The organism is Curtobacterium sp. MCLR17_032, assembly GCF_003234795.2.
In the GTDB taxonomy this organism is placed as follows: domain Bacteria; phylum Actinomycetota; class Actinomycetes; order Actinomycetales; family Microbacteriaceae; genus Curtobacterium.
Map to the genome: position 1 here is coordinate 1,707,830 of NZ_CP126268.1, position 11,950 is coordinate 1,719,779.

The following is an 11,950-nucleotide window of genomic DNA, read 5'->3' on the forward strand; positions in this document are numbered from 1 at the left end:
ACTACGATCGGTCCTTGCGCGTCGACGGCAACGGTACGCGGGCGGGCCGAGTCCCCGCCGCACCGTGACACCGCACGACGAACACGACACGCACGCTCCGCACCGGAAGGCCGTCTTGCCCGAACTCGCTCCCGTCGCCCACCTCGTGGACCGCGACCCGCAGGTGACCCCGCAGCAGATGGCCGAGTCGCTGGTGCCGCCGCCGCAGTTCACCACCGCGTCGTTCGCCTCGTACCGCCCCGACCCGGAGTACGCGTCGCAGGCCGAGGTCCGGGACGCGGTCGAGGCCTTCGTCGCGACGCCGCCCGAGCCCGCCAAGCGCGGCCTGTTCGGCCGGAAGCGCAAGGAGCCCGAGGTCCCGGTGAAGTCGGGCGTGTACCTGGACGGCGGTTTCGGCGTCGGCAAGACCCACCTGCTCGCCGCCGCCTACCACGCGGCGTCCGGCCGGAAGACGTTCGGCACCTTCATCGAGTACACGGCCCTGGTCGGCGCACTCGGCTTCCAGGGCACCGTCGACCTGCTCCGCGGCACCGCGCTGGTCTGCATCGACGAGTTCGAGCTCGACGACCCGGGCGACACCATGGTCATGACGCGGCTCATCAAGGAGCTGTCCGAGTCCGGCACCCGCTTCGCCGCCACCTCGAACACCCCGCCGGGCGCACTCGGCGAGGGCCGGTTCGCCGCGCAGGACTTCCTCCGCGAGATCCAGGCGATGTCGGACCGGTTCGACACGATGCGCATCGACGGCCTCGACTTCCGTCGTCGTGCCGTCGACGAGTCCGCCTCCGTCGTCGACGACGTCCCGTCCGTCCTGGCGACGGTGACCGCGTCGGCGTCTGGTTCCGGGACGGGAGGCCCGGCCCGCGTCACACAGGACGACTTCCGGTCCGTCGTGGCCCACCTGGCGTCGGTGCACCCGTCGAAGTACGTCGCGCTGGTCGACGGCCTCGACGCCGTGGGCCTGACCGACGTGCAGGCGTTCACCGACCAGACCGATGCGCTCCGCTGGGTGGCGCTCGTCGACCGGCTGTACGACGCGCAGGTGCGGATCGTCGCGTCCGGCATCCCGCTCGACACCGTGTACCCCGAGGTGATGCTCGAGGGCGGGTACCGCAAGAAGTACCTGCGTGCAGCCAGCCGCGTCGTGGCCCTGACGCGCGCGGAGACCCAGCCCCGGGCCTCCTGACCGTCCTCGCACGTCGCTCGCGGCACCTGCACACCGCACTGACCGGTCCACGAAACACAGCGTTCACAGAAGGCGCCGTGACGTTACCTCCGCGAAACAGACCGAGCGCTCCGGTGAAACACGCCGTCGCCAGACTCGGTCGCACCCGAGGCGGACGAGAGCCGCACAGCTCACGAGAGGTGCACACATGCTTGATCAGGGCAACACGACGTTCGTGTTGGTGATGGCCGCGCTGGTGTTGTTCATGACACCCGGCCTGGCCTTCTTCTACGGCGGATTGGTGAAGGCCAAGTCCGTCATCAGCATGATGATGATGTCGTTCGGAGCGATCGCCCTGGTGAGCGTGCTCTGGGTGCTCTACGGCTACGCGATCGCCTTCGCCAACCCCGGCGACCACACGGCGATCTCCGGAGTCGTCGGCTTCTTCAGCATCGACTGGAACCAGCTCGGCCTCGGCCAGGCGTTCGAAGAGGCGAAGGCCTCGAAGATCGACGCGGCCTACCCGTCGATGGCCTTCGTCGGCTTCCAGGCCACGTTCGCGATCATCACCGTCGCCCTCATCTCCGGCGCCATAGCCGACCGTGCCAAGTTCGGCGCGTGGATGGTCTTCGCCGGTGTCTGGGTCACGGTCGTCTACTTCCCGGTCGCCTCGTGGGTCTTCAACCTGACCTCGGGCTGGGCCGCCACGTGGGGCGTCATCGACTTCGCCGGTGGCACCGCGGTGCACATCAACGCCGGTGCCGCGGGCCTCGCCCTGGCCCTGGTGCTCGGCAAGCGCGTCGGTTTCGCCAAGGGCGCCCACAAGCCGCACAACCCGCCCTTCGTCCTGCTCGGTGCCGCCATCCTCTGGTTCGGCTGGTTCGGCTTCAACGCCGGCTCCGAGGGCGCGGCTGACGGCATCGCCGCCATCGCCTGGGTCAACACGCTCGCCGCCCCGGCTGCTGCGATCCTCGGCTGGCTGCTCGTCGAGAAGCTCAAGGACGGCAAGGCCACCTCGGTCGGCGCCGCCTCGGGTGCCGTCACCGGTCTCGTCGCGATCACCCCGGCTTGTGCCAACCTGACGCCCGGTTGGGGCCTGGTGCTCGGCTTCCTCGCCGGCATCGTCTGCTGCTTCGCCATCGACTGGAAGTACCGCCTGGGCTTCGACGACTCGCTCGACGTGGTCGGTGTGCACCTGGTCGGCGGCATCTTCGGCACGCTGTTCCTCGGCTTCTTCGCCAACGACACCGGCCTGATCTACTCCGGCTCGTTCGCCCAGCTCGGCAAGCAGGCCGCGGCCGCCGGTGCGGTCGGTGCGTACTCGTTCGTCCTGGCCTTCATCATCGGCTTCATCATCGAGAAGACGATCGGCTTCCGCGTCAAGACCGAGGACGAGGTCGCCGGCATCGACACCGCGGTCCACGGCGAAGAGGGCTACGTCCTCTACGACGAGGAGGACAAGAGCCCGGTCGGCGTCCGCTGACACGCTCTCCCGCACGACGACGGCCCCCGCTCATCCGAGCGGGGGCCGTCGTCGTACACGCAAGGGGTCAGGTCACCAGGCGTAGTCCTCGGGGGACGTGTCGTGGCCGGGGAACAGCTCGTCGAGACGGGCGAGTGACGCGCTGTCGAGGCGGACGTCGACGGCACGGACCGCGGACTCCCACTGCTCCATCGTGCGCGGGCCGGTGATCGGTGCGGTGACGCCCGGCTGGTGCAGCAGCCAGGCCAGCGCGAGCTCGCCCGGTGTGTGGCCGAGCTCCTTCGCGAACGACTCGTACGCGGTCAGCTGGTCGCGGTGGGCGTCGACGTACTCGGCGCTCCGCCCGGACAGACGGCGCGACCCGTTCTCGGACTTCTCGATGACGCCACCGAGCAGACCGCCCTGCAGCGGCGACCACGGGATCACACCGAGGCCGTAGTTCTGCGCGGCCGGCAGGACCTCGCGCTCGACGTCGCGGACGACCAGGTTGTAGATCGACTGCTCGCTGACGAGGCCGAGGAAGTTCCGGTGCGCCGCCGCCTCCTGCGCCTGGGCGATGTGCCACCCGGCGAAGTTCGACGAGCCGACGTAGAGGACCTTGCCCTGGCCGACGGCGATCTCCAGCGCCTGCCAGATCTCGTCCCAGGGGGTGTCCCGGTCGACGTGGTGCATCTGGTAGAGGTCGATGTGGTCGGTCTGCAGGCGACGGAGCGAGGCGTCGATCGACTGGCGGATGTTGTACGCGCTGAGCTTGCCGCCGTTCGGCCAGCCGGTCATGTCGCCGTAGACCTTCGTGGCCAGGATCGTCTTGTCGCGTCGGCCGCCACCCTTGGCGAACCAGCGCCCGATGATCTCCTCGGTGGCGCCCTTGCCCACCGAGCCGCCGTAGGCGTTGGCGGTGTCGAAGAAGTTCACGCCGAGCTCGTGCGCCCGGTCCATGATCGCGTGCGAGTCGTCCTCGCTGGTCTCCGGTCCGAAGTTCATCGTGCCGAGCACTGCCCGTGACACCGACAGCCCTGTCCGTCCGAGGTGTGTGTAGTCCATCATCCAGGTCTACGCCTGTCCCTCGACCGGCTGCCAGGCCCTGGGAGTACCGGTGGAGGCACCCACCGATCGCCGACCGGTGCAGACCACCCGAGCAGTGAAGGAGCCCGACATGCCCGCTGACGACGACCTCCCCAGCACCCTCCAGCGGTCCCCGGAGCACGCGCAGGACGTCTACCGCGCCGCCCGGAAGTCCGCCGAGGCCGAGTACGGCGACGGGCAGCGCGCCGGCCGGACCGCCTGGGCCGCCGTGAAGCACGAGTACGAGAAGGTCGGCGACCACTGGGAGGAGAAGGAGTCCGCCGGCCCGTCGGACTCCGGTGCCGCCGGCTCGCGGGGCTCCGGCACCACCGAGGAGGGCGTCGACGCCAACGCCTCGAAGGCGCACCTGCTCGACGTCGCGAAGCGCCTGGACGTCAGCGGACGATCGAGCATGACGAAGGACGAACTCGTCGACGCGATCAAGAAGGCGAACCGCCGCGCCACCGCGAAGGCGCGCGACTGACCGGGCCGCCGCATGCCGCGTCCGGCATGCTCCGCTGGACGACAGGCGTAGCGTGCCGGGTGTGAACATCCCAGCACTCCGAGGCAGCCGGATCATCGGGTTCGGCCACCACCAGCCCGACCGGATCCTCATCAACGACGAACTGTCGACCATGGTCGACACGAACGACGAGTGGATCACCACCCGCACCGGCATCAAGACCCGGCACATCGCCGGTCCCGACGACAGCGTGACGTCGATGGCGACCGAGGCCGCGCGCAACGCCCTGGCGGACGCCGGGCTCGCACCGACCGACGTGGACCTGGTCGTGGTCGCCTCGACCACCCACCGCGACCGCTCGCCCTACACGGCCGGACGGGTCGCGGCGGCACTCGGGATGTCGAACGGCCCCGCGCCGATCGACATCAACACCGCCTGCAGCGGCTTCGAGTACGCGATGGCGATGGCCGACCAGGCGATCCGCACCGGCTCCGCCGACACCGCTCTGGTGATCGGGTCCGAGACGCTCTCCCGGATCGCCGACTGGACCGACCGCTCGACCTGCGTCCTGGTCGGCGACGGCGCCGGCGCCGCGGTCCTCGGCGTGTCCGACGAGCCGCAGATCAGCTCCGTCTCGTGGGGGAGCGTGCCGCACCTGCAGGACGCCGTCCGCGTCACGCACGACCCCGAGATCTTCCAGCAGGAGGGTCGTTCCATCTACCGGTGGGCCATCACCGAGGCCGAGGGACACGCCCGCGCCGTCGTCGAACGCGCCGGCCTGACCCTCGACGACATCGGCGTGTTCGCGTTCCACCAGGCGAACCTGCGGATCATCGAGCCCCTCGTCGCCGCGCTCGGTGGCGAGGGCAAGTACGTCGTCCGCGACGTCGTCGAGTCCGGCAACACCTCGGCCGCCAGCGTCCCGCTCGGGCTGTCGAAGGCCTGGCACCGCGGGGAGCTCCCCGAGGGCGTGCCCGCGCTGCTGTTCGGCTTCGGCGGCGGCTTCGCCCATGCCGGTCAGGTCGTCATGACGCCGACGCGTCAGCGCTGACAGGGGCGCGGGACACCGCGGCTGACCGGCGCGACGACGGACGGGAGGCTCCCCACCAGCTGGTGAGGAGCCTCCCGTCCGTCACGTGGTGCGCGCAGCGTCAGCGACCGCGGTCCAGGGCACGCTGCTGCCGCTTGCTCAGCGGCTTCGGTTCCTTCGCGGTCTTCCCGCCGGAGGGCTCGAGCACGACCGTGAAGTGCGCGGGCGGCGGGCCGAACGCACTGCGTGAGGACTGCACGACCTTGCGGCCGAGCGCGTGGTTGCCGAGACCGCCGACGACCGCCCCGATGCCGAACGGGATGGCACGGCCGAGGACCGAGGTGCCCTGACGGGTCAGGAAGCGCTTCACGAACGAGGCCCGGAGCTTGCCGCCGATGCCGCTGATCGCCGACTTCGGCAGCGACGACGTGACGAGCTCGCCCCAGAACGCGGTGCGGCCCTGACCGCCCCCGGCCTGGCCGGCGAGCTGCTTGACGAGCTGTGTGCCCGGTGCGCCGAGCATCATCGCCATGACCAGGGCGCGGGCGCGCTCGGGGTCCTCGACGGTGATGCCGTGCACCTCGGTGACGGACTGGGCGAAGAGCGCGCTGGCCTCGAGGAAGCCGACGGTCTCGGCGCCGCTCAGCCCGAGGCTGGCGATCATGCCGACGCCGGGGATGACCGCGCTGGCACCCACCGCGGCACCGCCGGAGGTCACGGCGGTCAGGTACTGGCGTTCCAGGATCTCGATGACCTGGGCGGGCGAGGCGTCCGGGTGACGGCGACGGACCCGGGCGACGTGGGCGACGACGGCCGGGCGCTGGACCGAGATCGCCCGGTCGAGCCAGCCGTTCCAGGCGGGCGCGTCGGCCTGGACGCGCTGGCCGTCGGGCGTGGTGGCGGACTGCACGGGCGCGGGCGGCATGGGCACGAGCGCGTCGTGGTCCTTCGGGGAGCTGGACATGTGATTGACGCTACCCGTGGGGTGCCCGGGGACGCTGGGCGCCGACGTACCTCAGCTGCGGGCGAGCTCCGCGCGGAGCGGCAGGTCCTGGTCCTCGAGGATGCACTGCGCGCCGACACCGGTCCGGGCGTTCACCACGACCGGCGCGAGCAGGTTGACGGTGGTGCCCGCGGCGTCGGGGTTCGCGACGACGAGCAGCATCGCGTCCTCGGCACGGGTCAGGCCGATGCCGGCAGCCTGCTCGTCGGTCAGCAGCGGTGCGTAGTCCGGCAGGTGCACCGCGGCGTCGAGCAGGTACAGCCGCGGGGCGTCCACCCCGGCGTCGGTGGTGCCCGAGCCGACGAGGGTGAACAGGCCCTCGGCGCCGTCGACGACGTCGAGTGTGAAGGAGCGCAGTGGCTCAAGGCCGAACGGTGCGACGGGGAAGGTCAGGTCGATGCTCATCGGAGGTAGTCCATCAGGGTCGGCTGCAGGACCTTCGCGGTGACGGCGAGGGCTGCCTGGTAGTTGGTGCTCTGGACCTGCAGGTCGAGGACGGCCTGCGCGAGGGCCTTGTCCTCGACACCGGAGCGGCGGCCCTCCAGGGTGGTGGACAGCGTCTTCAGCGCGTCCTGCGCGGACAGCGCGGCCGAGTGTCGGACGCCGACGTCGGCCTGGGCGCCGCGGACGGCGAGCTGGGCGGCGTCGATCTGGGTGAGTCGTGGGTTCACGTTCGTGCCTGCCTGCAGGTCGGCGACGATGCCGTCGAGGAGTGCGAAGACCGACGAGCCACCGGTCCCGAAGACGGCGCTGCCGTCGGTGTCGACGCGGACCTGCTCACCGGTGCCGATCGCGCGGGTGACACTCGTGCTCGCGCTGCCGGCCCACGTGGTGTCGGCGGCGTACGCGGCGCCGGCGGGGGAGGACCCGGCGAACACCGACCGGGTGCCGTACTTCGTGTTCGCGGTGCTGAGCAGGTCGGCCTTCAGCCCCTGCAGCTCCTTGACGAAGGCGTCGCGGGCCGTGGGGTTCATGGTGCCGTCGCTCGCGGCCTGCACGGTGAGGTCGCGGACCTTGCCGAGCACGTTCCCGACGTCGGCGAGGGCCGTGTCGGTCGTGGCGAGCCAGCCGACGGCGTCGTCCGCGTTGCGGGCGTGCTGGGCGGCCTGCGCCTGCTCCTTGCGCACCTGCATGGCGGTCGCGGTGCCGGCCGGGTCGTCGGACGGCTTCCGGATCGCCTTGAGCGTGGTCGCCTGGTCGGTCAGGTCGGCGACCTTCGCGGCTCCGGCCTGCAGCCGCGCCTGCGCGGCGGCCATGGTCATCTGGGTGGTCACACGGGTGATCACGGTCAGCTCCTCCCGACGAGGCCGAGGCGGTTGATGATGGTGTCGAGCATCTCGTCGACGGCGGTCAGGACCCGCGCCGCACCCTGGTAGGCGTGCTGGTAGGCGAGCAGCGAGACGTTCTCCTCGTCCATGTCGACGCCGGCGCTCGACTGCTGCTGGGTGCGCGCGTTGGTCAGGGCGAGTCCGGTGAGCGTCGATTCCGACGACGCCGTCCGGGAGGCACTGCCCACCCCCGTCACGAACGTCGCCCAGGTCGCGTCCGGGCTTCCGGCACCCGACCCGATGCCGGCGATGGCGGTGAGCACCGAGGCGTCGAACTGGCCGGTGGCGCTCCGCGTCGCGAGGCCGGAGCCGTCGGTGGGGACGACGGACAGCCCCTGTGCGGCGGGGACCCCGGCGGCGAGGGCGAAGAACGCGGTCCCGGTCGCACCCGAGGGGGTCGTGCCGGTGGCGTGCCGGGCGTTGACGGTCGTGGCGAGGTCGGTCGCGACGCGGTCGTACGCGGCGGAGGCCTCGGCGAGGGCGCCACCGGTGTGGGCGTCGTTCGCCGGGGCGAGCAGCGACAGGCCGCCGGCGATCGAACCGCCACCGAGGGCGACCGGACCGACCGACCCACCGACCCAGCTGAGGGCCGGGGCCGACGGCTGCCCGCTGCCCGTCGTCGTGTTCATCGCGCCGAGGGTGGGCGGGCCGTCGAGCGTCACGCCACGGGCGGTGGTGCCCTGCACGAGCGGGTTCCCGCCGATGACGACGTCGACCGTGCCGTCGCCGTTGTCGCGGACGGACGCACCGGTGAGGGTCGCGATCTCCTCGGTCAGCTGGTCGCGCTGGTCGAGGAGCTCGTTCGCGGTGCCGCCGGACGCCACCGCGGTGCGGATCGCCCCGTTGAGGTCGGCGACCTGCTTCGCGGCGTCGTTGAGCTGGCCGACCTGCGTGGCGAGGGCCGAGCGGGTGGCGGACCACTGCGCGTCGATCGCGGACGAGCCGGCGGACAGGGCGGTCGCGACGGTCTTCGCCGCGCCGATCAGGGTGCTGGCCGAGCCCGGGTCGTCGAGGTGCGTCGCGAGGTCGCTCCAGGCGGACCAGAGGCCGTCGAGCTTCGCGGACAGTCCGTCGGCACCGGGCTCGTGCAGACCGGTCTCGAGCTGGTCGAGCGCGGTGGCGCGGGTGTCGGCGTACGCGGCAGCACCGGCCGAGAAGCGGACGCGGGTGTCGAGCGTCGAGGACGCCAGGCGGGCGATCGCGTCGACGGAGACGCCCTGGCCCGCGAGTGCCGCGGTGCCGCGGACGAACCCGGTCTGGGCGGGGGCGCCGACCTCGGTCTGGACGATCCGTTGCCGGGTGTAGCCGGTGGTGCCGACGTTCGCCATGTTCTGGCCGGTGACGTCGAGGCCGGCGCGGGCTGCGCTGAGGCCGGAGTACGCGGTCTGCAGGGAGCCGAAGGTGCTCACCATCGCTACAGGTTCCCGTCGAAGAGCCGTGCGCCGTCGGTGGCTGTGCCGGACGAGCCGCTGGCGTCGTAGGTGTCGGCGTCCGTCACGGTGCCGGCGAGGGTCTCCTGCGTGGCCTGGGCCGCGACGCGGAGGAAGCGGTCGTTCTCGTCCCGCAGCGATCCGATGCGGGTGGTGAGCTCGAGCATCGCGGCGAGGTGGGAGGCCAGGATCTCGCCCCACGGGCCGGACGGGGCAGCGGCGACGACCTCGCGGAGCGGAGCGTCGGAGGGCATGCCCCACTCCTCGGCGACGGCGGCGCTCTGGGCGCTGCGCTCGAGACCGGTGCTGCGGAGCCGGTCGAGGACCTGCTCGACCTCTCGGCTGGCGTGCGAGATCCACCGGGAGCGCCCGGCGGCGAGCAGGAGCTGCTCCTCCTCGAGCTTGAACGTGAGCAGTTCGAGCAATTCGCGTTCGCGCCACAGGACGGCGGACAGGTCGTTCACGCTCATCAGCTCCCTCCGGGATCAGGCGACCGCCGGCTGCGGTCACCAGGAGTTATCGACGGGGACGGCCAAGGCGTAAGCGCCGGCGCCCACGTCCTCCGATCGGGGGACAAACTGTCCGATGTCCGCCGAAGTGAGGACAGGGCTGGGGTGTACCCACCCCCGCACTGGGTACGGAGAGGGACTCCCTGAGCACTCAGGCAGCCGATAGGTTCGAGATCAGCACCGGGGGACAACCCCGACTCGTGTCCAGGGCTCGCGTCCAGGCACGAGCGCACCGCGGGGACGGACCCCCGCGGTTCTCCGACGTACCCGGCGGTCCCGACGCCGGCGTTCGTCATGCCCACGGACGGGTCAGCCACACAGGACGACCAGGGGAACACCATGGACCGCACCGCACGCAACGCGATGATCGTCGAGCACCTGCCGCTCGTCGGCTACATCGTCGCCGAGACCTGCGCCCGCGCCACACACCTCAGCCGCGACGACCTCGGACAGGTCGGCTCCGTCGCCCTGGTGCAGGCCGCCGACGCCTTCGACCCGACCCTCGGTGTGCCGTTCGGCGCCTACGCCCGTACCCGCATCACCGGTGCCATCGCCGACGACCTGCGCGCCGGCGACTGGGCCAGCCGCGGCACCCGGAAGCGCATCCGCGAGACCCTCGCCACCCAGGAGGCGCTCTCCGCCGGTCTCGGACGTCGCGTCACCCCGCAGGAGATCGCCGACGCGATGGGTGTCGACCGCCAGACCGCCGTGGACGCGCTCACCGACGCCGCCCGCACCGTCAGCCCGATCGACGAGACCGTCCACGACACGGTCGCCGCCGACCTGCCGCTGCCGGGCGAGGACCTGCTCGAGGCCGAGAAGCGTCGCTACCTGGTCGCCGCCGTGCAGGCGCTGCCCGACCGGATGCGCCTGATCGTCGAGGCCGTGTACTTCGGCGACCGCACCGTCACCGACGTCGCGGCCGAGCTCGGCATCACCCACTCCGCCGTCTCGCAGCAGCGGTCGGAGGCGATGCGCCTGCTCCGCGACGGTCTCGCCGAGCACTACGGCGACGGCGGGCTCGCACCCGAGCCGGCGTCCCGCACCACCGCGGCCCGACGGAGCGCGTACCTCGCCCGCGTCGCGACGAACGCCGCCGCCGGGATCACCCGCGCGGTGCAGGACGCGACCGCGGTCGGGCGGGTCGCGGCCAGTTGACCGTCCGACGGTCCGACGGCGGCGAAATCGTCCGACGGATCGTCTAACGCCTCCGGCCACACGGCCGAGAGGGACACATGTCAGCCCACGGACGGACTGACGATCGGCCCAGTTTCACGGAGGAACACATCATGGGTATGTCCATCAACACCAACCTCTCGGCACTCAACACGTACCGGAACCTCAACGCGACGCAGAACGATCTGTCGAAGTCCCTCGAGAAGCTCTCGAGCGGCCTCCGCATCAACCGTGCTGCCGACGACGCTGCCGGTCTGTCGATCTCCGAGGGACTGAAGTCCCAGGTCGGTGGCCTCACGGTCGCCGCCCGCAACGCGCAGGACGGCATCTCCGTCGTGCAGACCGCTGAAGGTGGCCTCACCGAGACCCACTCGATCCTCCAGCGCATGCGCGACCTGGCCGTCCAGGCTGGCAACGACTCGAACAACGCCACGTCGCGCGAAGCCATCACCACCGAGGTCGGGCAGCTCCAGAAGGAGCTCGGCCGCATCGCCACGTCGACCAACTTCAACGGCACCTCGCTGCTCAACAGCAACGACACCCTGAAGTTCCAGGTCGGCGCGAACGCCGGTGTCGACAGCCAGATCGCAGTGGACCTGTCTGGTGCCAACGTCTCGAAGATCGCGGACGCACTCAGCACGGGCACGACCAACGCCGCGACGTCCGCCATCGCCGATCTCACGAAGATCGGTGGCAGCGACGTCACCGTCAAGACCGGGTCGACGAGCGTCACGGTCAAGGCCGCCGACATGGGTGCTGCCGGCTCGTACACGAGCGTCTCGGACTACGCCGCCGACCTGCGGAAGGACGCCAACTTCTCGGCGAACTTCGACGTCGCGGTGAAGACCGACGCCAACGGTGCGGGCACCGGCCTCATCCTGACGGCGAAGGACGGCTCCGCGGTCACTACCGTGACCGGCGACGGTCTCGGTGCGGCTGCCGCGTCGACGACCACGGCCGGTGCGATCAGCTTCGACTCCGCGGACAACGCCCAGAAGGCGATCGTCGCGATCGACAAGCAGATCGCGGCCGTGTCGTCGGCTCGCTCCAACCTCGGTGCGATCCAGAACCGCTTCGACCACGCCATCAACGTGACGAACGTGGCCAAGGAGAACCTCACCGCGGCGAAGTCCCGCATCACCGACGTCGACATGGCGGAGGAGATGGTCAAGTACACGCGCGACAACATCCTCAGCCAGGCCGGCACGTCGATGCTCGCGCAGGCGAACCAGAGCACGCAGGGCGTCCTGTCGCTGCTCCGCTAGTCGCACCGGTCGCCACCACCGCGGAGCCGTTCG

General features: G+C 71.2%; 12 protein-coding genes. 6 read left to right on the forward strand and 6 right to left on the reverse strand.

Annotated features, from left to right (window positions below):
* Positions 1 to 115 precede the first annotated feature (115 nt).
* Entirely contained in the window at positions 116 to 1,186 is a 1,071-nt protein-coding gene (zapE, locus tag DEI97_RS08015; RefSeq protein WP_258376604.1) for a cell division protein ZapE, read from the forward strand.
* A gap of 187 nt (positions 1,187 to 1,373) precedes the next feature.
* Positions 1,374 to 2,648 (forward strand): ammonium transporter, encoded by a 1,275-nt coding sequence (locus DEI97_RS08020; protein ID WP_111073311.1) that lies wholly within the window; start codon positions 1,374 to 1,376, stop codon positions 2,646 to 2,648.
* Positions 2,649 to 2,720: 72 nt separating this feature from the next.
* Here the strand turns inward: DEI97_RS08020 and DEI97_RS08025 are convergent, their stop codons facing one another.
* Positions 2,721 to 3,692, reverse strand: coding sequence for an aldo/keto reductase (locus tag DEI97_RS08025; protein WP_111073312.1), 972 nt, complete (start codon positions 3,690 to 3,692; stop codon positions 2,721 to 2,723).
* Between the two features lie 112 nt (positions 3,693 to 3,804).
* On the opposite strand from DEI97_RS08025, the gene DEI97_RS08030 reads away from it, so the two are divergent.
* A complete protein-coding gene (locus tag DEI97_RS08030; RefSeq protein ID WP_111073313.1) occupies positions 3,805 to 4,197 on the forward strand; it encodes a ChaB family protein in 393 nt (130 codons plus the stop codon).
* A gap of 61 nt (positions 4,198 to 4,258) precedes the next feature.
* The gene (locus DEI97_RS08035) at positions 4,259 to 5,227 is read left to right on the forward strand and encodes a beta-ketoacyl-ACP synthase III (protein WP_111073314.1); all 969 of its coding nucleotides are present in this window, start codon (positions 4,259 to 4,261) and stop codon (positions 5,225 to 5,227) included.
* Between the two features lie 100 nt (positions 5,228 to 5,327).
* Here the strand turns inward: DEI97_RS08035 and DEI97_RS08040 are convergent, their stop codons facing one another.
* Genes DEI97_RS08040 through DEI97_RS08060 form a run of 5 tightly spaced genes read right to left on the reverse strand, consistent with a single transcriptional unit; the run spans position 5,328 to position 9,437 of the window.
* Complete coding sequence (locus DEI97_RS08040; RefSeq protein WP_181439104.1) at positions 5,328 to 6,170, reverse strand: hypothetical protein; 843 nt, start codon at positions 6,168 to 6,170, stop codon at positions 5,328 to 5,330.
* 51 nt (positions 6,171 to 6,221) lie between these two features.
* Positions 6,222 to 6,614 carry a flagellar assembly protein FliW gene (gene fliW, locus DEI97_RS08045; RefSeq protein ID WP_111073315.1) on the reverse strand — a complete coding sequence of 131 codons (393 nt, stop codon included), beginning with the start codon at positions 6,612 to 6,614 and terminating at the stop codon, positions 6,222 to 6,224.
* Positions 6,611 to 7,495 carry a flagellin N-terminal helical domain-containing protein gene (locus DEI97_RS08050; protein WP_111073316.1) on the reverse strand — a complete coding sequence of 295 codons (885 nt, stop codon included), beginning with the start codon at positions 7,493 to 7,495 and terminating at the stop codon, positions 6,611 to 6,613. Before DEI97_RS08050 ends, fliW begins: the two co-directional genes overlap by 4 nt.
* Before the next feature lie 2 nt (positions 7,496 to 7,497).
* Positions 7,498 to 8,949: a flagellar hook-associated protein FlgK gene (flgK, locus tag DEI97_RS08055; protein WP_181439105.1), complete on the reverse strand. Its 1,452-nt coding sequence runs from the start codon at positions 8,947 to 8,949 to the stop codon at positions 7,498 to 7,500.
* Positions 8,950 to 8,951: 2 nt separating this feature from the next.
* Positions 8,952 to 9,437 (reverse strand): flagellar protein FlgN, encoded by a 486-nt coding sequence (locus tag DEI97_RS08060; protein ID WP_111073317.1) that lies wholly within the window; start codon positions 9,435 to 9,437, stop codon positions 8,952 to 8,954.
* Between the two features lie 378 nt (positions 9,438 to 9,815).
* Between DEI97_RS08060 and DEI97_RS08065 the strand changes: the two genes are divergently transcribed.
* Together DEI97_RS08065 and DEI97_RS08070 are read left to right on the forward strand one after the other, a co-directional pair.
* Positions 9,816 to 10,634: a sigma-70 family RNA polymerase sigma factor gene (locus DEI97_RS08065; protein WP_111073685.1), complete on the forward strand. Its 819-nt coding sequence runs from the start codon at positions 9,816 to 9,818 to the stop codon at positions 10,632 to 10,634.
* A 131-nt stretch (positions 10,635 to 10,765) separates the two neighbouring features.
* Positions 10,766 to 11,917: a flagellin N-terminal helical domain-containing protein gene (locus DEI97_RS08070; RefSeq protein WP_111073318.1), complete on the forward strand. Its 1,152-nt coding sequence runs from the start codon at positions 10,766 to 10,768 to the stop codon at positions 11,915 to 11,917.
* Positions 11,918 to 11,950 lie beyond the last annotated feature (33 nt).

Bases quoted from the DNA above. Each gene is read 5' to 3' on its own strand.
- DEI97_RS08020 (WP_111073311.1), top strand. From the start codon at position 1,374: ATGCTTGATCAGGGCAACACGACGTTCGTGTTGGTGATGGCCGCGCTG.
- DEI97_RS08025 (WP_111073312.1), bottom strand. From the start codon at position 3,692: ATGGACTACACACACCTCGGACGGACAGGGCTGTCGGTGTCACGGGCA.
- DEI97_RS08030 (WP_111073313.1), top strand. From the start codon at position 3,805: ATGCCCGCTGACGACGACCTCCCCAGCACCCTCCAGCGGTCCCCGGAG.
- DEI97_RS08040 (WP_181439104.1), bottom strand. From the start codon at position 6,170: ATGTCCAGCTCCCCGAAGGACCACGACGCGCTCGTGCCCATGCCGCCC.
- fliW (WP_111073315.1), bottom strand. From the start codon at position 6,614: ATGAGCATCGACCTGACCTTCCCCGTCGCACCGTTCGGCCTTGAGCCA.
- flgK (WP_181439105.1), bottom strand. From the start codon at position 8,949: ATGGTGAGCACCTTCGGCTCCCTGCAGACCGCGTACTCCGGCCTCAGC.
- DEI97_RS08060 (WP_111073317.1), bottom strand. From the start codon at position 9,437: ATGAGCGTGAACGACCTGTCCGCCGTCCTGTGGCGCGAACGCGAATTG.
- DEI97_RS08065 (WP_111073685.1), top strand. From the start codon at position 9,816: ATGGACCGCACCGCACGCAACGCGATGATCGTCGAGCACCTGCCGCTC.
- DEI97_RS08070 (WP_111073318.1), top strand. From the start codon at position 10,766: ATGGGTATGTCCATCAACACCAACCTCTCGGCACTCAACACGTACCGG.